The organism is Actinomadura luzonensis (genome assembly GCF_022664455.2).
GTDB classification, from domain to species: Bacteria; Actinomycetota; Actinomycetes; order Streptosporangiales; family Streptosporangiaceae; genus Nonomuraea; species Nonomuraea luzonensis.
Genome location: NZ_JAKRKC020000001.1, coordinates 3,308,434 through 3,328,917 on the forward strand (window position 1 = coordinate 3,308,434; position 20,484 = coordinate 3,328,917).

Consider the following 20,484-nt stretch of genomic DNA (forward strand, 5'->3'; position numbering starts at 1 on the left):
ACACCCCTACGCCCCGGTACGCGCGATTCGTGACGACCACGAACCGCAACCGTGATCCAGCTCATCGCTACTTTGTGGCTGGAGCCACCTTCGGGAGCGGAGGGCCGTGTCAGGACGGCGACGGTCCGGTGTCAGCGCCTCCGGCGATCGTGGAGGCGTGCCGGGGCGGACCCGGCACCCGACCAAGGCAATGACGCCGGACATCGCGGGCATCGGCCTGCGGGCAAGGAGCTTGATCATGGGAACCGCCGGTTTCTCCGAGGCAGGGCTGCGCAGGGTGCGCGAGGTGCTGGCCCGGCATGTCGACTCGGGGAAGATCCCGGGCGTGGTCGCCCTGGTCAGCCGGGGCGGCCGGGCGCACGTCGAGGCGCTCGGCACGATGCGGCACGACGGCGGCGCGCCGATGCGCCGCGACACGATCTTCCGGATGGCCTCCACCTCGAAGCCGGTCTCGATCGCCGCGGCGATGGTGCTGCTGGACGAGTGCCGGCTGCGGCTGGACGACGTGGTCGATCCGTGGCTGCCCGAGCTGGCCGACCGTCAGGTGCTGACGCGGCCCGACGCCGAACTGGACGACACCGTCCCGGCGCGCCGGCCGATCACCGTACGGGACGTGCTGACCTCCACGTTCGGTCTCGGCATGGACTTCACCGCCCTGGGCAAGCCGATCATGAACGCCGTCTTCGAGAAGGGCCTCACCCCGAACCTGCCGACCCCGGTGCCCGAGCCGGACGAGTGGATGCGCCGCCTGGGCGAGCTGCCGCTGATGTACCAGCCCGGCGAGCAGTGGCAGTACCACATCAGCAGCGACCTGGTCGGCGTCCTCGTCTCCCGGGTCACCGGCCAGTCGTTCGAGGAGTTCCTGCGTGAGCGCGTCTTCGAGCCTCTCGGCATGACCGACACCGGCTTCCACGTGCCCGCCGACCAGATCGACCGGCTGCCCACCCTGTACGCCCCCGACCCGGCCACCGGCGAGTTCCTCGCCTGGGACGAGCCAGAGAACGGCCGGTGGAGCACACCGCCGGCGTTCCAGGGCGGCGGCGGCGGACTGGTCTCCACCGCCGACGACTACCACGCCTACTTCCAGATGCTGCTCAACGGCGGCCTGCACCGCGGCAGGCGCATCCTGTCGAGGCCGGCCGTCGAGCTGATGACCACCAACCGGCTCACCCCCGAGCAGAACGCCGCCCGCACGGCCCTGGCGGTCAACAACGTGCACATCTCCTTCGGCCAGGGCCAGCAGGGCGGCTGGGGGCTCGGCATGGCGGTGCGCACCTACCGCGGCGACTACGCCCCCGTCGGCCAGTTCGGCTGGGACGGCGGCAGCGGCACCTCCGCCTACGCCGACCCCGCCAACCAGCTCACCGGCATCCTGCTCTGCCAGCTCGGCTACTCCGTGCCCAACCCGGCCCACCTGATGAACGACTTCTGGACCACCCTCTACCAGGCCCTCGACGACTGAGCCCCGGCCGCCGGGCGCGGGCGCGCCCGATCGGGCGTGACTACGGCCAGGGTGACGGCGGCGGCTCCTGCGAGCGGAGGACCGGGGCGAGGGCCCGCGCGTCCGGGTGGAGGGCCCGGGCGCACCGCGTGAGCGTCTCCGCGAGCGCGGCGCGGTCCGGGACGTCGATCTCGGCGAGCATGACGGCTTCGATGTCGTCGAGGGAGCGGTCGCACCGCCGCAGGGTGCTCAGGCCCTTCGCGGTGAGGCGGGTGCGCAGCGCGCGGCCGCCGCGGGGATGCGGCTCGCGGCGGATCAGGCCGCGTTGTTCGAGGTCGCGGATGACCAGGTTCATCGCCTGCGGGGTGACGAAGGCGATGCGGGCCAGGTCGGCCGAGGACGGCGCGTCGCGGAGGCGCAGCTCGGCGAGCGCCATGTATCCGGTGGTCGTCATGCCGTGCCGGGCCAGCGCGTCATCCAGGCAGGCGCGGATGCGGCGTTCCAGCCGGAACACCAGATAGCTCACATGGGGCGGCGGGGCGTCCGGCGCAGCGGCCGCGGGGGTACCCGGATCGGTCACCAGGAGACGATATCGCGCCCCGCCGAAAGGGGCCGCGAATGTAAGTTTCATCCCGTTATCAAGTGCCTTGATAACAAGGTACTTGATAACCAGGGGAAACAACTTCACCCCAGGTGGACCGGCGGGCAGCCGCACCGGGCGCGCATTGACGGTGGAGAGTGGCGCTTCTATTTTCCAGCGACCGACCTCATTACGCGGCGGACCGGTCCGCGGCGCGCCGCGGACAAGGAGAGGAGGAGCGCGAATGACACGATTGACCACCGTGCTGGCCAGTGCCTGCGCCGCGGCGCTCTTTGCCGTCATGACCGTGGTGCTCGGATCGCCGGCCGCCGCCGCCAGTCTGGTGGAGGTGACCAGCTTCGGCACCAACCCGGGCAACATGCGGATGCACGTCTACGTGCCGGACTCGCACCCGGCCTCGCCGGCGATCGTGGTGGCGATGCACGGCTGCGGCGGCTCCGGCCCCGGCTTCTACCAGGGCAGCGAGTTCGCCTCGCTGGCGGACCGCTACGGCTTCGTCGTCATCTACCCGACCGCCACCCAGTCGGCGGGGTTCGGCAACTGCTTCGACACCTGGTCGGACGCGGCCAAGCAGCGCGGCGGCGGCAGCGACCCGGTCTCGATCATCTCGATGATCAACTACGTCGAGCGGACCTACCAGGGAGACCCGAACCGCGTCTACGCCACCGGAAGCTCGTCCGGCGGCATGATGACGCAGCACATGCTCGCCCTCTACCCGGACGTGTTCAAGGCGGGCGCCTCCTTCATGGGCGTGCCCTTCAACTGCTTCGCCGGCGCCGCCGACTACCCGCCCGGAAGCAGCAAGTGCACCGGCGGGAGCATGGACCGCACACCCCAGCAGTGGGGCGACGCGGTCCGCCAGGCGTACCCGGGATACTCCGGCCCCCGCCCGCGCGTCCAGCTGTGGCACGGCACCAGCGACACCCTGGTGCCGTACTCGCTGCTGCGGGAGTCGATCGAGCAGTGGACCAACGTGTTCGGGCTGAGCCAGACCCCGACCAGCACCGACACCCCGCAGTCGGGCTGGACCCGCAGCCGGTACGCCGACACCTCCGGCACCGTGCAGGTGGAGGCGTACAGCGTCCAGGGCGCCGGGCACGTCCTCCCGCAGAGCGGCATGGCGCTCTACGCCGTCCAGTTCTTCGGCCTGACCACCAGCCAGACCGACACCACGCCGCCGACCACGCCCGGCACCCCGGCGGTGTCGAACGTGACCGCCACCAGCGCCACGCTGACCTGGGCCGCGTCCACCGACCAGGGCGGCTCCGGCCTGGCCGGCTACAACGTCTACCGCGAGCAGGGCGCCACCGACCCGCAGCTCGGCCAGTCCGCCACCACCTCGATCACCCTGACCGGCCTGACGGCCGGCACGCAGTACCAGGTGTACGTCCGGGCGCGGGACGGCGCGGGCAACCTGTCGGGCAACTCCGCGACCGCCACCTTCACCACGACCGCCGGCGGAGGCGACACCACGCCGCCGACCGCCCCGTCCGGGCTCACCGCCTCGAACACCACCGCCACCGGCACCACCCTGACCTGGACGGCCTCCACCGACGACACCGGCGTGACCGGCTACGACATCCTGCGCGCCCCCGGCGCGTCGGGCGGGACGTTCACCCAGGCCGGCACCTCGGCCACGACCTCGTTCACCGACACGGGCCTGACCGCGGGCACCACCTACCGCTACCAGGTCCGGGCCCGCGACGCCGCCGGCAACGTCTCGGCGGTGTCCGGCACCGTCCAGGTCACTACGCAGGGCGGCACCACCGGCGCCTGCTCGGCCACCCCGACCGTGCAGTCCCAGTGGGCGACCGGGTACGTGATCCAGCCGCTGACCATCACCAACACCAGCACCGCGACGATCACCAGCTGGACGGTCACGTTCACGCTCCCGGCCGGGCACACGCTCACCGGCTCGTGGAACGCCACCGTCACCACCAGCGGGCAGACCGTCACGGTCAGGAGCGTGAGCTTCAACGGCACGCTCGCGCCGGGAGCCAGCACCACCAGCTTCGGCTTCCAGGCGAGCAGGCCCAACGGCAACACCGCCCTGCCGTCCGGCTACACCTGCGCCTGACCGCCCGCGCGCTCCGCTGATCACGGTCCCGCCACCGGGGCCGTGATCAGCGGAAGAAGGCGGACAACGCGCCGGCCACCGTCCCGGGGGCGTTCTCCATCGGGATGTGCCCCGCCCGCGGCACCCGGGCCAGGGTGGTGCCCGGCATCTCCCGGGCGAAGCGCTCGGCGTACGCGACCTCCTGGAACGTGTCGTCCTCGCCCCACACCAGCAGCTTCGGCGTGGTGTCCGCGCGCAGGGCGGGCACCAGGTCCAGGGTGTAGCTGCTGTCGGCGGCGCCGGCCAGCGCCATCCAGGAGCGGCACACGCGCGGGTCGGTCCACGGGTCGAGGTAGTCGGCGAGCTCCGCCTCCGTCGCGGGCCTGGCCAGGGCGGTCGTCACCGCCGTACGGCGGGCCGCGAGCAGCTCCTCCACCGTCGTCGCGGCCACCACGGCCGGGTCCCGGTAGCGGGCCACCCCCGGCACCGGCCAGGAGTCGTAGGTGACGGAGTTGACCAGGGCCAGCCGGCCGACGTCCAGCTCCCCGCGCACCAGCAGGTGCTGGGCGATCGCGCCGCCGATGTCGTGCCCGGCGACGCTCAGGGGCCCCCGCGCCCCGAGCGCCGCGGCGAAACGCGCCACCCACGACGCCAGCGCGGGCACCGCCGCCGTCTCCAGCGTGAGCTCCCCCTCCGACCGGCCCAGGCCGGGCAGGTCCACCGCCACGGGACGCAGCCCGGCCGCCGCCAGGTCACTGAGCACCGGCAGCCACACCCGGCTCCAGTACGTGCCGTGCAGCAACAGCACCACCGGCCCACGCTCGCCCGCGGTCAGGTAACTGGCCTGCCGCCCGTCCACCTCGATCGTCAATCTCTGGATCATGGGCATAACCATCCGGTTCTGATCCGGCTTTCGTCAAATATCATTTAGGGTATGCCGCTATGACGTTGGCGCAGCTCCGGGCGTTCATCGCGGTGGCCGAACACGGCGGCTTCACGGCCGCGGCCGAGCACATCGGCATGTCCCAGCCCGCCGTGAGCCGCGCCGTCACCGGCCTGGAGCGGGAGCTCGGCGCGCCCCTGTTCGTCCGGCACCGCGACGGGATCGCCCTCACCGAGGCCGGCCGGCGCGCCCTCGCCCGCGCCCGCGAGACCCTGCGGAGCTTCGACCTCATCCGGGCCGAGGTCGCGGCCGCCGCCGGGCAGGTGACCGGGATGCTGCGCCTGGCCAGCCTCCCCAGCGCCACCGGCACCCTCATGGCCCGGCCGCTGCGGGCGTTCACCGACCGCTACCCGCAGGTCCAGATCCGCCTGTTCGAAGGCGTCGACGACGACATCCGCGCCTGGCTGAGCCGGGGGGCGGCCGAGATCGGCGTCGTCACGCTGCCCGCGCCCGGCCTGCACACCCTCCACCTCAGCACCCACGACATGGTGGCCGTGCTGCCCGCCGGCCACCCCCTGGCCCGGCGGCCCGACGTGCGCCTCGCCGACCTCGCCGGGCAGCCGTTCATCCTCAGCACGGCGGGCTGCCGTCCCCTGATCATGGGCGCCTCGCAGGCGGCGGGCGTCCGGCTGGACATCGCCTACGAGGCCGGCGGCCCCGCCGCCATCCTGGAGATGGTGGCCGCCGGGCTCGGCGTCAGCATCGTGCCCACGCTGGGCCTGCCGGCCGACCTCGGCGCCGTGACGGTGCGGCCCCTGGCGCCGAGGATGACGCGGTCGCTGGCGCTGGCCGTCCCGTCCCTCCAGGACTGCGCGCCCGCGGCGCGCGCCTTCCTCCGGCAGTTCGAGGAAGAAGATCGCTGACGTCCTTCTCCTGCATGTCTGGAATGACGGGCGACCGTGAGCGCATCATGGAGTGGGTGGAGCAGGCGGCGGTGTTCTGCATCGACGAGTACGCCGTGCCGCCCATCGCCGGCCGCGTGCTGGCCTGGCTGATGATCTGCGACCCGCCGGAGCAGTCGGCCGGCCAGATCGCCGAGGCGATCGGCGCGAGCAGGGCGTCGCTGGCCACCAGCATGCGCCTGCTCATCGACGCCGGGTTCGTGCGCCGCCGCACCCGACCAGGGCAGAAGACCCACTACTACCGCGTGGACGACGACGCCTGGGAACGGGTCGTCCGGCGCAGGGTGGCGGGCCTGGCCGCCTTCCGCGAGATCACCGCGGCGGGCATGGAGCTGACCGGCTCCGACCCGGCGCGCGCCGGGCGGCTGCGCGCGGCGCACAACGTCTTCGACTGGATGGACAAGGCCTTCGCGAGCATGCCCGGGCCGCAGCCGAACGAGGGAGCTGCCGATGAGGCGTGAGCAGGGCCGCAGCGCCATCGTGGCCGGGGCCGGGATCGGCGGGCTGGCCGCGGCCGTCGGCCTGCTGCGCGGCGGGTGGGACGTGACCGTGCTGGAGCGGGCCCCGGAGCTGGGGGAGGTGGGCGCCGGCTGGTCGTTCGCGCCCAACGCGCTGCGCGCGGCCGACGCGCTGGGCGTCGGCGAGGAGTTCCGGGCGTGCTCGGTGCCCACCGAGGCGGGCGCCACGATGCGGCTGCCGGACGGGACCTACCTGATGCGGTTCCAGCCGGACGCCGACCCGCCACTGCTCGCCAACCACCGCGCCGACCTGCAGCGCGTGCTGGCCCGGCACGTGCCGGCCGAGCGGATCCGCACCGGTGCCGAGGTGACCGGCGTCCGCCAGGACGGCGACGGCGTCACGGTCACCTGCCGGGACGGCGGCGAACTGCGGGCCGACCTGCTGGTGGGAGCGGACGGCATCCACAGCACGGTACGCCGCCGCGTCTGGCCGGACGCGCCCGAGCCCGTCTTCCAGCGCATCCTGTGCTGGCGCGGGGTGACCGAGCCGGGCGCGGTCCGGGCGGTGCGCGGGTTCCAGACCTGGGGCCGCGGCGCCCGGTTCGGCGCGCACCCGCTGACCGCGGAGCGGGTGTTCTGGTTCCTCACCGTCCGGCAGGAGCAGCCGGGCCTGCGCTTCGACGACGACCTTGGCGAGGTGGCGGCCCGCACGCGCGGCTGGCACGAACCCATCCCGGCCCTGCTGGCCGCCACGCCGCCCGGAGCGGTGCTGTGCCACGACATCCACGACCTGGACCCGCTGCCCTCCTACGCCGAGGGCCGCGTCGCGCTGCTCGGCGACGCCGCCCACGCCATGACCCCCTTCCTGGCCCAGGGCGCCTGCCAGGCGCTGGAGGACGCCGTCGTGCTCGCCGCCGAGGCGGCCACGGCGAGCTCCGTCCCGCAGGCCCTCGCCCGTTACGACCAGGCCCGCCGGCCCCGTACCCAGCAGGTGCAGCGCATGGCCAGGACCGACCCCAGGCTCAGCCTGTCCACCAGCCCGGCCACCTACCGGCTCATGACCACGATGACCCGCCTGGCCTCCTCCGGCGTGGCCCGCCGCAAGAGCGCCCGGCTCTGGGAGTGGGCTCCTCCCGCTCTGTCCACGGAAGGCGCACGATGACGATCGAGCACATCAGGTTCCGCAGCGGCGACGTGCACTGCGCGGCCGACCTCCACCTGCCCCAGGAAGCCGACGGGCCGGTGCCCGGCGTGGTGATGGGACACAGCGTCCACATGGTCAAGGAGGCGCTGGCGCCCGGCGCCGCCTACCTGGTCCAGGCCGGCTTCGCCGTCCTCGCCCTCGACTACCGCACCATCGGCGCCAGCGAGGGCCGGCCGCGCGGCCAGGTCTTCCCGCACCGGTACGTGGACGACGTCCGCAATGCCGTCACCTGCCTCCAGGGCCGGCCCGAGGTCGACGCGGACAGGATCGGGCTGTGGGGGCACAGCCTGGGCGCCACCGTGGCGATCCAGGCCGCAGCCCTCGACCGCCGGGTGCGATGCGTCGCCTGCCAGAACCCCAGCATGTTCAACGGCTGGCGCGCCATGGAGAAGGCCCGCGGCCGGGCCGGCGTCCAGGCGATGCTCGACGTCGTCGACCAGGACCTGCGGCAACGCCAGGAGACCGGCGAGGGCATCCGCATGCCGCTGCTCGGCACCGGCGACCCGCACATCGTGGACTACCTGCGGCTCGCCAAGGAGGTCTTCCCGACGTTCGACGACGAGGTGGAGGCCGAGTCGCTGGCCCAGGTGCTGCAATGGGCGCCGGAGGCGTTCCTCGAGCGCGTCGCCCCGCGGCCGCTCCTCATGGTCACCGGGCGCGAGGACCTCACCCACGACATCGACGAGGTCCTGACCGCCTACGACCGGGCCCGCGAACCGAAACGCCTGGAGATCCTGCCCTACGACGAGCGCGGCCTGTCCGTGGAACCCGGGCTCGGGCAGGCGATGCGGCTCGCGGCCGAATGGTTCCGCCGGCACCTGGTCGAGGCGCAGCCGTTCGTCCCCTCCCCGCCGGCCGCTCGGGTGCGCGCCGAGGGGCTGCGGCCCGAGTTCACCCCCCAGTGACCGTTCACGCGCCTTCTGCACCGAACCCGCACCGATGGCGCGCGTCGTCCGCACACGCGTCTGCTTGGCTGGCGTCATGACGGAGCGTGCGCGGGACATCTTCTGGACGTTCGGATGCGGGCTCTCCGTGGTCATCGCCGTCGGGTGCGCGACGTTCGGGACCTTCCTCGACCTTCACCTGGTGGCCCGCGCGCAGCTCTACTGCCAGGGCGACCTGAGCTCCGGCGAGAGGTTCGCCGGCGTCTGGTGGTCGCTGAGCCGGGTCGTGATCTTCCCGATCGTCTCGGTGTTGTCGGCGCTGGCCGCGCAGGCGCTCCACCTGCCGGCCCGGCTGCCCTGGCCGGCCGCCGTCGTGGTTGCCCTCGTAGGCCGGTCCGGCGGCGGACAAGCTCTAGGCTGGCGGGGGTGACGGGATCGGCGGCGGGCGCGCGGACGCAGGAGCAGATGCGGCAGCGGAACCTGAGCGAGGTGCTGAGACGCGTCCACCAGGAGGGCGCCGTGTCACGGGCCGCGCTGGGCCGCCGGATGGGCCTCAACCGCAGCACGATCATGGACCTGACCGCCGAGCTGATCGCGGCCGGCCTCGTCCGCGAGGGCGTCCCCACCGGCCGGGGCCGCGCGGGGCGGCCGTCCATCGTGGTCATGCCCGAGCAGGAGAAGGTGTACGGGCTCGCCTTCGACGTCGCCGTTGACCGGCTGCTCGCGGCCCGGGTCGGGCTCGGCGGCCGGGTCCTCGACCGGCGCGAGGCCGTCCGCGCCCGCGCGGGGGTGGATCTGGAGGACGTCGTCGGCGTCCTCGCCGCCTTCGGCCGTGAGCTGGTCGCCGGGGCCGGTCCTGGGGCGTCGTGCGTGGGGGTCGGCGCGTCGTACTGCGGGTTGATCAGGCGCGCCGACGGCACGGTCCGGTACGGGCCGCACCTCGGCTGGGTGGACCAGGCGTTCGGGCCGGAGCTCGCCGCCGGGCTCGGCCTCGGGCTGCCCGTCGAGGTCGGCAACGAGGCGCACCTGGGCGCGGTCGCCGAGCACGTGCGCGGCGCGGGACGCGACGTGGACAACCTCATCTACCTGCACGGGGACGTCGGCGTCGGCGGCGGCATCATCGTCGGCGGCACACTCCTGGACGGCGACGCGGGCTACGGCTGCGAGCTCGGGCACATGCTGGTCAACCCGTTCGACGGCCGGCCGTGCCTGTGCGGGTCGCGCGGCTGCCTGGAGGCCGAGGTGGGGGAGGAGGCGCTGCTCGACTACGCGGGACGGGCCGCCGACCTCGTCGGACGCGACGGCATCCGGGCCGTCGTCGCCCTCGCCGGCGCCGGTGACGCCCGCGCTCGGGACGCCCTCGACCGGGTCGGCGACTGGCTCGGCGTCGGCGTCGTCAACCTCATCAACCTGTTCAACCCGGCGCTCGTGGTCTTCGGCGGCATGCTCAGCGACGTCTACCCGGCGGCGGCGTCCCGTGTGCGCGCGCGGATCGACGCGCATGTGCTGCCGGTGTCTCGTGAACGGGTCCGCCTGGCCGTGACGGCCCTGGGCGACGACACCACGCTCGCCGGGGCGGCCGAACTCGCCTTCGCCGACCTCCTGGACAACCCGCTCGGCGCGCCGGCCGCCCTGCGGTGACGGCGCCGGGCCGGCTCATCGCGGGCGCGGCGCCGCCTTGCGCTCGTGCCAGCGGCGCATCATGGCGCGGGTCTCGTCCCTGAGGAACTGGATGAGCTCCAGCGTCTCGTTCAGCCGGTCGGCCGCCGGTGAGGCGCCCAGGATCGCGAGGCCTTCCCGCAGGTCGGCCTCGCCCCGATCCAGGAACGGGTTGGCGAGGAACGTGGACTCGTACCACGAGCCGTCCACGACGTAGGCGTGGCGGCGCGATCCCGGGTCGCGCTCGGTGCGGATGAGGCGGAGCTGGACCAGGTAGCGGACGGCGCCCGAGACGCCGCCGGTGCTGGCCCGCAGCCGTTCGGCCAGCTCGGCCGCGGTCATCCGGCCGCTCTCGCTGGCCAGGAGCGTCGCGAAGACGCGGGCGGCGAGGCGCGGGAAGCCGGCGTCGGTGAGGGTGGAGGCGAACCGCTCGACGAATCTGCCGAGCTCGTCCCGCTCGTCTTCGCGCACATCGCTCCCTTCGTGCGTCCGCAGCGGCAAGGGTACCGCAACCGCACGAACTTTCAGTAATCATTGAAATTTCATGCCGTTGTGCACCAGACTGCGCAAAAGGAGATGCGGAGGAGAGATGAACCAGCCAGCCAAGAACCGGACGGCCGGGCGACGGCTCGCCGACCTGCTGTGGACGAAGTACGCCCGGCTGCCCGCCGCGACGGGCGACTACAGCGTGACCCGCGACGTGCGGATCCCGATGCGGGACGGCGTCGAACTGCTCGCCGACCTCCTGGAGCCGAAGGGGCCGGCGTCGGGGACGATCCTCGTCAATTCCCCCTACGGCTACAACGTGATGGGCACGGCGATGACGGGCGGGCTGTTCGCCTGCCGCGGCTACCGGGTGCTGCTGGTCCGGTGGCGGGGCACGTTCGGGTCAGGGGGCACCTTCGAGCCGCACATGCGGGAGGCCGGCGACGCGGCCGACATCGTGGCGTGGATGCGCGAGCAGCCGTGGTTCGACGGGCGTTTCGCCGCGCACGGCTTCTCCTCCGTCGGCTTCGCCGCGTGGGCCCTGCTGATGGATCCGCCTCCCGAGCTGGTGACCGCGGTGATCGCGTGCGCGCCCCACGACTTCCGGGCCCTCGCCCACCCCGGCGGGGCTTTCCTGCTGAGCACGATGCTGGAGTGGTCGTTCGTCACGACCAGGCAGGAGGAGCCCATCCTGCCGCGCGTGCTCGGGGTCATGTCGGCCCGGGGCCGCGTCAAGAAGGCCCTGGCGGCCCTGCCGCTGGCCGGCGCCGCCGAGGAGCTGCTGGACGGGAAGGCGCCCTGGTACCGCGAGTGGGTGAGCCGGCGGGACCTGGAGGACCCGTGGTGGAAGCGCGCCGACCTGACGCCGGCGCTGGAGCGAGCCCGCGTCCCGGTGCTGCTGCAGGGCGGCTGGCAGGACGGTTTCCTGCGCCAGACGCTGGCGGGGTACGCGCGGCTGGCCGGGCGGGGCGTCGAGGCCGGGCTCACCATGGGCCCGTGGACGCATGCCCAGGCGGGCGCCGAGGGCACCCGCGTCCTGCTGCCCGAAGCCCTCGCCTGGTTCGACGAGCACCTGGCCGGGTCGCGCCGGCAGCGCCGGGCGGCGCCGGTCAGGGTGTTCGTCAGCGGCCCCGGCGGAGGGTGGCGCGACCTTCCGGCGTGGCCGCCGGCGACGGCCGAGCGGATCCTGTACCTCCGCTCCGGCGGCCTCCTGGCCGCTCAGCCCGCGGGCGCGGGGGAGACGGCCGGGTTCACCTACGACCCCGCCGACCCGACCCCCACTTACGGCGGGGCGTTCGTCACGCAGGTCTCCCCGGGGCTGACCGCGGGCTACACGGACGACAGCGCGCTCGCCACGCGTCCCGACGTGCTGGCGTTCACGTCGGAGCCGCTGAGCGCGGAGGTGGAGGTCGCCGGCGGCCCGGTGGTGGAGCTGGGCCACAGCTCCGACAATCCCCACGCCGACCTGTTCGTCCGGGTGTCGGAGGTGGACGCCCGGGGCCGCTCGCGCAACGTCAGCGACGGGTTCGCCCGGCTCGGCCCCGCGGCGGTCCAGGGGGTGGTCCGCGTGGAGCTGGACGGGGTGGCGCACCGGTTCGCGCGGGGCAGCCGGATCCGGCTGCTCGTCGCGGGCGGTTCGTTCCCGCGCTGGGAACGGAACCTGGGCACCGGCGAGGACCCGGCCACCTCGGCGAAGACGCTGCCGTCCCGCCGGACGATCGACCTGCCGAGCTCACGGCTCGCGCTCCCCGTGCAGGACGTGTAGTCCAGGCGGGCGCCGCCGCCAGATACCTGTTTCTCCTGAACAAAAAGAACAGAACGGCCACTTTCGTATCGCGCGAGCGACATCTTGTGCTTTTCCGGTAGCTCCGTACGATTGCCAGTTGTGCAGGACCCGACAAAAAGCGGAGAGAAAGGAAAAGCTCATGAGCACCATGTACGAGGAGAAGCCGAAGCGGCAGCGAGGCGCGGTTTTCAACGCCAATGCGATCGGCGGCGCCTGGGCCGAGCACGTCGTGGCGACGGCGGCGCTCGTGGCCAGCCAGAACCAGCCCATGGCCGCCGGGCAGGCGACCTCCTGCCGGATGTCCTGGGGCCCGCACCACGTCTACGACGGCCATTCGAGCTCCGGCTACCACGGCGAGATCGACTGCCTGAACCAGGCCTACCTGGCGGGCGCCACGCTCGGCGCGGGAACGTTCCAGGCGCTGTCCAACCCCGTCTGCCTGGTGTGCTGCACCGTCCTCCACGCCGTCGGCATCACGACCGTGCCGGCCAAGGCCGGCGGGTCGAAGGAGTACGGCAACTACTCGCTGCCCGGCTGGGTGTTCGACGACGAGGCGCCGGGCGGGGTGCTGTCGAACGTCCTCGGCGGCACGGCGTACGAGGCGTGGATGAAACTGTCCGACGAGGCCAGGAAGCGGGCGGACAACCGCAGCGAGCTCATCAAGCAAATGGTGGCGCTGCTGCGCAAGTACTGATGCCGGAAAAGGCGCGGAAGCCCGGTCGCGATTTGCGGCCGGGCTTCCGTTCGTCGCGTTATCGAGGGGGCGGAATTTCGATCGAGGCGAGTTTCGCCGGATCGACGATGAGGTGAATATCGGTGATCCGGCCCCCGGCGACGGTGAAGGCGATGACGGAGAGAGGGGTTCCGTCGGAGCGCCACGACATGTGGCCGGGCACGCCGTTGACCAGCACGGGCCGCTGGCGGGCCACCTCGCCGGCGAACATGCGGGCGCCGGAGGCGACCGCGGTGGCGCCGAGGGTGACGACGACGCCGCCCGGGGTGTCGACGGTCAGCTTCACGTCCGGGTCCAGGACGCGCAGGAGCGCCTCGAAGTCGCCGCCCAGCGCGGCGGCCCGGAACGCCTGGACCGCCTCCCGGTGCTCGGGGCCGGGACCCGCCGGCCGGTCCCTCGTGGCCTGGACCTTGCGGCGGGCGCGGCTCGCGGTCATCTTGGCGGCGTCGGCGGACTTGCCCAGGATCTGGCCGATCTCGTGGAACGGGACCGCGAACATGTCGTGCAGGACGAACGCCAGGCGCTCGGCGGGGGTGAGCGAGTCGAGCACGACGAGCAGGGCGAGGCCCATCGCGTCGGCCAGCGCCGCCTGCTCGTCCGGCGTGGGCTCGTCGGCCGGCGTCACCACGAGGTCCCCGAACTCGTGCCCGTAGGCGGTCTCGGGACGGGCTTGGCGGGATCGCAGCAGGTCCAGGCTGATGCGGCCGACCACGGTGGTCAGCCGGTCGCGCTGGGCCTCGAACGCCTCCGTGACGGCGTGGGCGATCACGGGTTGCGCGGCTTCCGCTGCTGGCGGAGCGAGATCCGGTTGCCGTCCGGGTCCACCGCCTCCGCGCGGACCCCGAACGGGTAGTCCCCGGGTTCGGGTTCGGCGAAGGTGACGCCGCGCGTGCGCATGACCTCGAAATCCTTCCGCAGGTCGTCGGATTCGAGGATCAACGGGCCGGGCACGGCGTCCTGGCCGTCCTCGCCCGGCTGCCCCGCGGCCGCCGGGTGCGACCACAGGAGGATCTGCACCGCGCTGCCAGGAACGATGGTGGTCAGCATCCTGTTCTCCGCTTCGCTCGTGTTCGGTCGTCGCCCCTATGACGAGCGCGGGCGGAGGAAGGTAACAGGCTACTTGGACTCGACCCGTCCGACCGCGTCCGCCCCGGTCGTCAGGGCTTCGCAGGCCGTCCGCCAGGCGGGGTCGCCGGGCCGGAGCCGGGTGCGCAGGTACGCCGCGGTGAGGCGGCCGAGGGCGGCGACCCGCTCGGGGCTCTCGTCGGTGGTCTCCGCGGCGTCGTAGCCGGAGATGCCGCCGAGCAGGTGCCCGGCGCCGAACAGCGTGAGCAGGGTCTTGGGCGCGGGCGCGAGATGGTACGGGTCGGCGTGCCAGTCGGGGCCGACGTCGGTGAAGTGGCGGGAGTCGTCCTTGTCGCCGGCGACGACCAGGGCGGGCGTGGTCATCGTGGAGAAGTCGGTGGTGTGGAAGAACGGCACCTTCTCGGCCATCCAGCCGTTGAGGACGTCGCCGCCCCTGCCCGGCGCGGCCAGCAGGACGCCCGCCTTGATGCGCGGCTCGGCGAGGCTCACCTCCTCGCCGGTGCCGGGGTCGGTGATCCGGGCGCCGAGCAGGAGAGCGGCGGTGTGGCCGCCGAGCGAGTGCCCGGCGACCGCGACCTGGTCGTGGTCGAGCCGCCCGGCGAGCTGCGGCACCGTGCTCTCGAGCTCGCCGAGGCGGTCGAGGATGCGGCTCATGTCCTCGGCGCGCGAGCGCCAGAAGAAGGGGGCTCCTGGGGCGTCGGCGAGCCGGTGGCTGAGGGTGCGGGAGCTGAGGTGCGTGGGCTGGACGACGGCGAACCCGGCGGCCGCCCACAGGTCGGCGATGGGCGCGTACCCGTGCAGGGAGGAGAGGTGGTTGGAGCCGCCGTGGCCGTGGGAGAGCAGGACGACGGGCAGCCCGGTCCCGGTCGCGGGCGCGGAGACGCGGACGTGGAGGTCCACGGGGCGGCCGGGCACGGACAGGACCACCGGGCTGTAGGACAGGACGGGGGTGGGGGAGGCGGGTGCACTCATGGCGTGCGGGTCCCTTCTTGGCGGGGTGGGAAGCGGTACGTTGTCCCGGTTATATTCGGATCAATGTCCCGTTTTGTCAAACCGGCAGCGGATGCGCCTCCCGCGCGCTCAGCCCTGGCTTCGGCCGGCGCCGCAGAGCGCCCGCAGCGCGTCGACGTCGACCTCGCGAAGATGACCAGGACCCCGGTATGCCACCCTTGACCTCCTGCACCAGGTGATCAGCGACGACAGGGCCGACTTCGACCTGCGGGCGCAGGCGCTCGGCGAACGGGCCGGCGGACCTGGCGCCCTGCCGGGCCGGGGAGGCTGTCGACGTCCTGCTGGGCATCGCCGGTGACGAGCGGATCGAGGCCGCGCCGGCCGCGAACGCTGCCCACGCCCTCGCCCGCCTTCGCCCCGATCGCCGTGCCGAGACCGTCACACGCCCGCTGGCCCTGCGACCCGACGCGGAAGCGGCGCCCGGCACCCGCCATCACATCGACAACACGCTGGACGGACTGGCACCACCGCCGCAGCTGGTGATCAGGTCGTGTGACGACCTGCCGTACCGGTCCAGGCACAGCCGGTGGGCGTTCTTACCGGACTTCTTGTCGGCGACGATCCACTGGTGGACACCCGCGCGTCCCCGATGCGGATCTCGGTGGGTCGGGTAGGGAAGACGGCGAACGGGTCGGCGGGCCGCCTGGGAATTGGGCGAGATCGTCGAACGCTACGACGAATCAGGGGATGATCGCCAAGTCGCCTGTCAGACCGCTTCACAGATCACCGATGAGTTCGACTGGCCCCCCGAGTCAGTCCCAGCACAACGAACCTACCGATAAGGGGCTATCCCATGACCGAGCTGAACGCCGACCTCGCCCGACGCGCGATCGTCGAGCACACCCGGCACCTGGCCGAATCAGCCGTCGCGGCCGGACCCTCCGCCGTCGTGCCGACGACCCCGGAGTGGACCATCGCCGAGCTGGTCAAGCACGTGGGCCAGACGCAGAACTGGGTCGCGGAGATCGTCGAGCGGCGCATCACCGACCCCACCCAACTGCCCACCGAGCTGGCTGAGTTCCCCGCCGACCCCGGTCAGTGGCAGGCGTGGCTGACCGAATCCGCGCAACGGGTCGCGAACGCGTGCTCTGATGAGGCGCTGGTGGCTCCGGTGTTCAACGCCTCCGGCGACCAGCGGTCCGGAGGACGGTTCTGGATGTCGAGCATGCTCAACGAGGCGGTCGTCCACGGCTTCGACGCGGCCACCGCGGCGGGCCGGCCGACCGAGGTCGATCCCGAGGTCGCAGCCGCGCTCATCGGCAACCATTTCGCGATGCTGACCTCTCCCACGTGGGAGATTCAGCGGCCGGAGTCGGCCCACGCGATCCGGGGCACCGGGCAGACCTTGCAGTGGCTGGCCACCGACGCCACCGACGGCACGAACGCCTGGCTCGTCGAAAGGCGGCCCGACGGGGCCAGGTGGCAGCCTGGAGTCCGGCAGGCCGATGTGACGGTGAGCGGCCCGGCGCAAGCGCTGCTGCTGACCTTGACCCGGCGGCTCCCCCTCACCGACGGCCAAGCCCACAAGATCAGCATCGACGGCGACACCGACCTGGCCCAGCACTGGCTCGACAACACCGCCCACGCCAGCAACTGACCGGCACCCGAACTCGCCGGTGCCTTGTGGGTCAGCGACACGGTCGAGCTCATTTCGGGGCAGCCCGCCGGCGAGACCTGCATGGCCGGAAGCGCCGCAGACCGACGTCCCGCCTCGGCTCCCCGCTCGGGTCTGTGTAACCAGCCCCGAAGTAACTCTCTGTAGCTTTCGTCGCCATGTGTTTCTGGAGCCGCTTGATGGGGGGCAGTTACATAGTCATGCCGCTGACCTCGGCACAGTAGACGGCGGCGGGCGGCTGAGGGCGCATCGAAGCCTGAGGCGTTGAGCGCGCGGAATTTGATCAACGGCTGGTCAGACGTTGCCGGCGTCCGCGAGGCTGTCAAAGAGATGGTCACGGGCGGGCGAAGGTACCGGCGAGTCGCGGCGGAGCGGGGTCGCCGGCGGGAAGGCCGCATTCATGGCAGACCTTCCCTTCGGCGACCGGGCGGACTTCGAGGCCGCCGATCGCGGCTTCCTGGCCGCGCTCGACCCCGCAGTCATCAAGACAGCCGATGGCCGGGACGTGTGGGACGGCGATGCGTACGGTTTCCTGGCGCAGGAGTGCCCGGACACCGCGCATCCCAGCCTGTGGCGGCAGGGGCAGTTGTGCGTCAAGCAGGGTCTGTACGAGGTCACCGACGGCATTTATCAGATCCGCGGCCTGGACCTGTCGAACATGACCCTGATCGAGGGCGAGCGCGGCGTCGTCGTCGTCGACCCGCTGCTGTCGGTCGAATGCGCGGCGGCCGGGCTGAGGCTCTATCGCGAGCAGCGCGGGGACCGCCCGGTCTCCGCGGTGATCTACACCCATTCCCACGCCGACCACTTCGGCGGGGTGCGGGGTGTCACCGACGGCAGCGTGCCGATCCTGGCCCCGGCCCACTTCATGGAGCACGCGGTGTCGGAGAACGTCTACGCCGGTACCGCGATGAACCGCCGCGCCACCTACATGTACGGGCCGGCGCTGCCCCGCTCGCCGGAAGGGCAGATCGGGGCCGGGCTGGGCCTGACCACGTCGACCGGGACGATCTCCCTCATCCCGCCGTCCAAGGACGTCACGCGCACCGGGCAGGAGGAGACGCTCGACGGCGTGCGTTTCGTCTTCCAGCTCACCCCGGGCACCGAAGCACCGGCGGAGATGAACTTCCTCATCCCTGAGCGCCGGGCGCTGTGCATGGCCGAGAACGCCACGCACAATCTGCACAACATTCTGACCCTGCGCGGCGCGCTGGTCCGTGACACGCGGGTCTGGGCGCGTTATCTGACCGAGGCGATTGCCCTGTTCGCCGGCCAGGCCGAGGTCTGCTTCGCCTCGCACCACTGGCCCACCTGGGGCGCCGAGAACATCGTCACGTTCCTGTCGCAGCAGCGCGACCTGTACGCCTACCTGCACGACCAGACGCTGCGGATGCTGAACAAGGGCATGACCGGGACCGAGATCGCCGAGGCCATGCGCATGCCTCCGGCTCTGGAGCGGGCGTGGCACACCCACGGCTACTACGGTTCGGTCAGCCACAACGTCAAGGCCATCTACCAGCGCTATCTGGGCTGGTTCGACGGTAACCCGGCCCATTTGTGGGAGCACCCGCCGGTCGAGCAGGCGCGCCGCTACGTCGAGTGCATGGGCGGACGCGACGGCGTCCTCGCCTACGCCCGGCGCTACCTCGACGACGGCGACCTGCGGTTCGCCGCCACGCTGCTCAACCACGCCGTCTTCACCGACGAGAACGACAGCCAGGCGCGTTCGATGCTCGCCGAGGTCTACACCCGGCTCGGCCACGGCTGCGAGAACGGCACCTGGCGCAACTTCTACCTGGTCGCAGCACTGGAACTGACCAGCGGCATCGTCCCCGCCGACCTCGACACCACCTCGCCGGAGATGCTCGCCGCCCTGACCGTCGAGCAGGTCTTCGACTCCGTGGCCATCCGCGTCGACGGGCCCAAGGCGTGGAACGAGAGCCTGGCCATCGACTGGCACCTGACGGACCTGAACCAGCGCCACCGCACCACGTTGTCCAACGGCGCGCTCATCCACCAGCCCGACCCGCCGCAACAGCCGGCAGACCTGACGCTCACGCTCACCCAGCGGCAACTGCTCGGCCTGGTCACCGGCCGACAGGCCGACGGCATCGAGCACGAGGGCGACATGGAGGTCCTGCGCCGCCTCACCGCCGTCCTGGAGAACCCGGATCCCGCGTTCTCCATCGTGACGCCGTGAACCCCGGCCGGGCCGCCCGGGAATCGCGCCCCGGGTGGCCCCGCCCGCAGGCAAGCAGGCCGCGCAGACCTTCGGCGAGGAACGCCGTTGTGCCGGTTGAGCCAGCCGCGCATCCGCTGAAGCCGCTGTTCGCCGTCCGCGCTGACGGTGGTGGCGCGGGCGAAGACCGTGCTCGCCGGGCCGCAGGGTGGCGGTGGCGACGGCGGTGAGCGACGTGGCGACGAGCGCGAAAAGCGTAGTCACCGGTCCGAACAACGAGGCATCCAGCATCACCACGGTGACAGAGACGGCGGGGTGCACATCGACTGACCGCGCGCTGATCGGCGGCTCGGTCAGGCACTCGGACCTGCGGGGAAGAGGATCGCCCAGGCCGGCGCCGCGATCTTTCTCGGAAGGCTGTGACAGCCTCAGGAGGGTGCTCCCACCCGGCCGGCGTGGATCGTGCTGCCTTGCGTGGTCTCGACCACGATCGGCACCCCGTCCGGGATCCGGCCGTGAAGCGCGCTGAGCAGGCCGGAGATCGGCGGCGGCTCGCCCGGCGTCCGTACGCGGATGCGGATCTCGCGGGAGACGACGTCGGCGCCGGTGACCGACGAGCCCGGCACCGCGGAGATCCACTCGTCGGCGACCGTCTGGGCCTGCGCACTCCACGCGGTCAGCAGGTAGCTGATCACGGTGTTGGCCGACAGCGGCAGCAGCACCACGGCGGCCAGCAGCACCAGGGTGAGCCGGGTACGACGGCGGCTCCGGCCGGAGCTTGCGGCGGGCTCGGCCGCGTACCCGGTCGCCGTGAACACCACGATACCGCCCAGCACCAGCGCCAGCAGGTTGGACAGGAAGAGCACGAGCGCGCCGAGCGTCAGCCAGCCCGCCCCGTGGCCGAGGCAGACGCCGGCCACGGCCAGCGGCGGGACCAGGGAGATCGCGATCGCCACGCCCGGCAGCACGGCGGCGACGTCGCGGCGGGCGTGCGCGACGGCTCCGGCCAGCCCGGTGGCGAGCGCGGCCACCAGATCCATCAGCTTGGGGGACGTGCGGGCGGCGATCTGGCTGTTGGCCAGCAGCGCTTAGGAGGTGGGCAGCAGCAGCGAGAAGACCATCCCCACCGCGATCACGAGCAGGCCGCCGAAGACCACGAAACCGATCGCGCCCTGCCCGCGGCGCCGCACGATCGCCAGTGCGATGCCCATGATCGGCGTGCCCAGCGGTGCGATGATCATGGCGCCGATGACGGTGGCCGTGGAGTCGGAGTGGATGCCGGCCGCGGCGATGACGGCCGACAAAGCGAGCATCGTCCAGAACGCCGACCGCTTCGTGCGTACGTCCCCCGAGGACAGGTCCAGAATCTCGGCCAGTTCCTCCAGCGGGCGGCGTTGCGCCGCGGGCAGGACACGCTCGCGGAGACGGCTCAGCACGCAC

Annotated in this window: 20 protein-coding genes; 12 read left to right on the forward strand and 8 right to left on the reverse strand. The window is 72.5% G+C overall.

Annotation, left to right across the window (positions count from 1 at the left end; all coding sequences use genetic code 11):
• Positions 1-238 precede the first annotated feature (238 nt).
• Positions 239-1,462, forward strand: a complete 1,224-nt coding sequence (locus MF672_RS16170; RefSeq protein ID WP_242375174.1) for a serine hydrolase domain-containing protein — start codon at positions 239-241, stop codon at positions 1,460-1,462.
• A gap of 40 nt (positions 1,463-1,502) precedes the next feature.
• Here MF672_RS16170 and MF672_RS16175 read toward each other — a convergent pair whose 3' ends face one another.
• Positions 1,503-2,021, reverse strand: coding sequence for a MarR family winged helix-turn-helix transcriptional regulator (locus MF672_RS16175; protein WP_242375173.1), 519 nt, complete (start codon positions 2,019-2,021; stop codon positions 1,503-1,505).
• A gap of 244 nt (positions 2,022-2,265) precedes the next feature.
• Here MF672_RS16175 and MF672_RS51380 point away from each other — a divergent pair, with 244 nt between their 5' ends.
• Positions 2,266-4,119 (forward strand): extracellular catalytic domain type 1 short-chain-length polyhydroxyalkanoate depolymerase, encoded by a 1,854-nt coding sequence (locus tag MF672_RS51380; protein ID WP_302893218.1) that lies wholly within the window; start codon positions 2,266-2,268, stop codon positions 4,117-4,119.
• A gap of 46 nt (positions 4,120-4,165) precedes the next feature.
• On the opposite strand, the gene MF672_RS16190 is transcribed toward MF672_RS51380, so the two are convergent.
• Positions 4,166-4,981, reverse strand: coding sequence for an alpha/beta fold hydrolase (locus tag MF672_RS16190; protein ID WP_242375172.1), 816 nt, complete (start codon positions 4,979-4,981; stop codon positions 4,166-4,168).
• Positions 4,982-5,040: 59 nt separating this feature from the next.
• Here MF672_RS16190 and MF672_RS16195 point away from each other — a divergent pair, with 59 nt between their 5' ends.
• From MF672_RS16195 to MF672_RS16220, 6 genes are all read left to right on the forward strand, one after another.
• On the forward strand, positions 5,041-5,904 hold the full coding sequence (locus MF672_RS16195; RefSeq protein ID WP_242375171.1) for a LysR family transcriptional regulator: 864 nt from the start codon (positions 5,041-5,043) through the stop codon (positions 5,902-5,904).
• Between the two features lie 23 nt (positions 5,905-5,927).
• Positions 5,928-6,404: a GbsR/MarR family transcriptional regulator gene (locus MF672_RS16200; protein WP_242375170.1), complete on the forward strand. Its 477-nt coding sequence runs from the start codon at positions 5,928-5,930 to the stop codon at positions 6,402-6,404.
• A complete protein-coding gene (locus MF672_RS16205; RefSeq protein WP_242375169.1) occupies positions 6,394-7,563 on the forward strand; it encodes an FAD-dependent monooxygenase in 1,170 nt (389 codons plus the stop codon). Before MF672_RS16200 ends, MF672_RS16205 begins: the two co-directional genes overlap by 11 nt.
• Positions 7,560-8,510: an alpha/beta hydrolase gene (locus MF672_RS16210; protein WP_242375168.1), complete on the forward strand. Its 951-nt coding sequence runs from the start codon at positions 7,560-7,562 to the stop codon at positions 8,508-8,510. Before MF672_RS16205 ends, MF672_RS16210 begins: the two co-directional genes overlap by 4 nt.
• Before the next feature lie 76 nt (positions 8,511-8,586).
• Entirely contained in the window at positions 8,587-8,919 is a 333-nt protein-coding gene (locus MF672_RS16215) for a hypothetical protein (protein WP_242375167.1), read from the forward strand.
• The gene (locus MF672_RS16220) at positions 8,907-10,130 is read left to right on the forward strand and encodes an ROK family transcriptional regulator (protein WP_242375181.1); all 1,224 of its coding nucleotides are present in this window, start codon (positions 8,907-8,909) and stop codon (positions 10,128-10,130) included. The genes MF672_RS16215 and MF672_RS16220 overlap by 13 nt, the downstream gene beginning before the upstream one ends.
• Before the next feature lie 15 nt (positions 10,131-10,145).
• On the opposite strand, the gene MF672_RS16225 is transcribed toward MF672_RS16220, so the two are convergent.
• On the reverse strand, positions 10,146-10,619 hold the full coding sequence (locus MF672_RS16225) for a GbsR/MarR family transcriptional regulator (protein WP_242375166.1): 474 nt from the start codon (positions 10,617-10,619) through the stop codon (positions 10,146-10,148).
• A 118-nt stretch (positions 10,620-10,737) separates the two neighbouring features.
• Between MF672_RS16225 and MF672_RS16230 the strand changes: the two genes are divergently transcribed.
• Both MF672_RS16230 and MF672_RS16235 read left to right on the forward strand, forming a co-directional pair.
• Positions 10,738-12,399 (forward strand): CocE/NonD family hydrolase, encoded by a 1,662-nt coding sequence (locus tag MF672_RS16230; protein WP_242375165.1) that lies wholly within the window; start codon positions 10,738-10,740, stop codon positions 12,397-12,399.
• 160 nt (positions 12,400-12,559) lie between these two features.
• The gene (locus tag MF672_RS16235; protein ID WP_242375164.1) at positions 12,560-13,114 is read left to right on the forward strand and encodes a hypothetical protein; all 555 of its coding nucleotides are present in this window, start codon (positions 12,560-12,562) and stop codon (positions 13,112-13,114) included.
• A 58-nt stretch (positions 13,115-13,172) separates the two neighbouring features.
• On the opposite strand, the gene MF672_RS16240 is transcribed toward MF672_RS16235, so the two are convergent.
• The 3 genes from MF672_RS16240 to MF672_RS16250 form a co-directional block, all read right to left on the reverse strand.
• Entirely contained in the window at positions 13,173-13,922 is a 750-nt protein-coding gene (locus MF672_RS16240; protein ID WP_242375163.1) for a sigma factor-like helix-turn-helix DNA-binding protein, read from the reverse strand.
• Entirely contained in the window at positions 13,919-14,200 is a 282-nt protein-coding gene (locus MF672_RS16245) for a VOC family protein (RefSeq protein ID WP_242375162.1), read from the reverse strand. Before MF672_RS16245 ends, MF672_RS16240 begins: the two co-directional genes overlap by 4 nt.
• 69 nt (positions 14,201-14,269) lie before the next feature.
• Positions 14,270-15,211, reverse strand: a complete 942-nt coding sequence (locus MF672_RS16250; RefSeq protein ID WP_242375161.1) for an alpha/beta hydrolase family protein — start codon at positions 15,209-15,211, stop codon at positions 14,270-14,272.
• Positions 15,212-16,043: 832 nt separating this feature from the next.
• Between MF672_RS16250 and MF672_RS16255 the strand changes: the two genes are divergently transcribed.
• Together MF672_RS16255 and MF672_RS16260 are read left to right on the forward strand one after the other, a co-directional pair.
• The gene (locus tag MF672_RS16255; protein ID WP_242375160.1) at positions 16,044-16,847 is read left to right on the forward strand and encodes a maleylpyruvate isomerase family mycothiol-dependent enzyme; all 804 of its coding nucleotides are present in this window, start codon (positions 16,044-16,046) and stop codon (positions 16,845-16,847) included.
• Positions 16,848-17,265: 418 nt separating this feature from the next.
• On the forward strand, positions 17,266-19,065 hold the full coding sequence (locus tag MF672_RS16260; protein ID WP_242375159.1) for an alkyl/aryl-sulfatase: 1,800 nt from the start codon (positions 17,266-17,268) through the stop codon (positions 19,063-19,065).
• Positions 19,066-19,472: 407 nt separating this feature from the next.
• Here MF672_RS16260 and MF672_RS16265 read toward each other — a convergent pair whose 3' ends face one another.
• Together MF672_RS16265 and MF672_RS16270 are read right to left on the reverse strand one after the other, a co-directional pair.
• Positions 19,473-20,129, reverse strand: a complete 657-nt coding sequence (locus tag MF672_RS16265) for a DUF389 domain-containing protein (protein ID WP_308210531.1) — start codon at positions 20,127-20,129, stop codon at positions 19,473-19,475.
• Positions 20,130-20,132: 3 nt separating this feature from the next.
• Complete coding sequence (locus MF672_RS16270) at positions 20,133-20,480, reverse strand: DUF389 domain-containing protein (protein ID WP_242375157.1); 348 nt, start codon at positions 20,478-20,480, stop codon at positions 20,133-20,135.
• Positions 20,481-20,484 lie beyond the last annotated feature (4 nt).

What these genes read in the sequence shown, in the direction of transcription:
- MF672_RS16235 (WP_242375164.1), top strand. Translation starts at nt 12,560, where the DNA reads ATGAGCACCATGTACGAGGAGAAGCCGAAGCGGCAGCGAGGCGCGGTT.
- MF672_RS16210 (WP_242375168.1), top strand. Translation starts at nt 7,560, where the DNA reads ATGACGATCGAGCACATCAGGTTCCGCAGCGGCGACGTGCACTGCGCG.
- MF672_RS16215 (WP_242375167.1), top strand. Translation starts at nt 8,587, where the DNA reads ATGACGGAGCGTGCGCGGGACATCTTCTGGACGTTCGGATGCGGGCTC.
- MF672_RS16170 (WP_242375174.1), top strand. Translation starts at nt 239, where the DNA reads ATGGGAACCGCCGGTTTCTCCGAGGCAGGGCTGCGCAGGGTGCGCGAG.
- MF672_RS16250 (WP_242375161.1), bottom strand. Translation starts at nt 15,211, where the DNA reads ATGAGTGCACCCGCCTCCCCCACCCCCGTCCTGTCCTACAGCCCGGTG.
- MF672_RS16260 (WP_242375159.1), top strand. Translation starts at nt 17,266, where the DNA reads ATGGCAGACCTTCCCTTCGGCGACCGGGCGGACTTCGAGGCCGCCGAT.
- MF672_RS16200 (WP_242375170.1), top strand. Translation starts at nt 5,928, where the DNA reads ATGACGGGCGACCGTGAGCGCATCATGGAGTGGGTGGAGCAGGCGGCG.
- MF672_RS16230 (WP_242375165.1), top strand. Translation starts at nt 10,738, where the DNA reads ATGAACCAGCCAGCCAAGAACCGGACGGCCGGGCGACGGCTCGCCGAC.
- MF672_RS16190 (WP_242375172.1), bottom strand. Translation starts at nt 4,981, where the DNA reads ATGATCCAGAGATTGACGATCGAGGTGGACGGGCGGCAGGCCAGTTAC.
- MF672_RS16245 (WP_242375162.1), bottom strand. Translation starts at nt 14,200, where the DNA reads ATGCTGACCACCATCGTTCCTGGCAGCGCGGTGCAGATCCTCCTGTGG.
- MF672_RS16255 (WP_242375160.1), top strand. Translation starts at nt 16,044, where the DNA reads ATGACCGAGCTGAACGCCGACCTCGCCCGACGCGCGATCGTCGAGCAC.
- MF672_RS51380 (WP_302893218.1), top strand. Translation starts at nt 2,266, where the DNA reads ATGACACGATTGACCACCGTGCTGGCCAGTGCCTGCGCCGCGGCGCTC.
- MF672_RS16195 (WP_242375171.1), top strand. Translation starts at nt 5,041, where the DNA reads ATGACGTTGGCGCAGCTCCGGGCGTTCATCGCGGTGGCCGAACACGGC.
- MF672_RS16205 (WP_242375169.1), top strand. Translation starts at nt 6,394, where the DNA reads ATGAGGCGTGAGCAGGGCCGCAGCGCCATCGTGGCCGGGGCCGGGATC.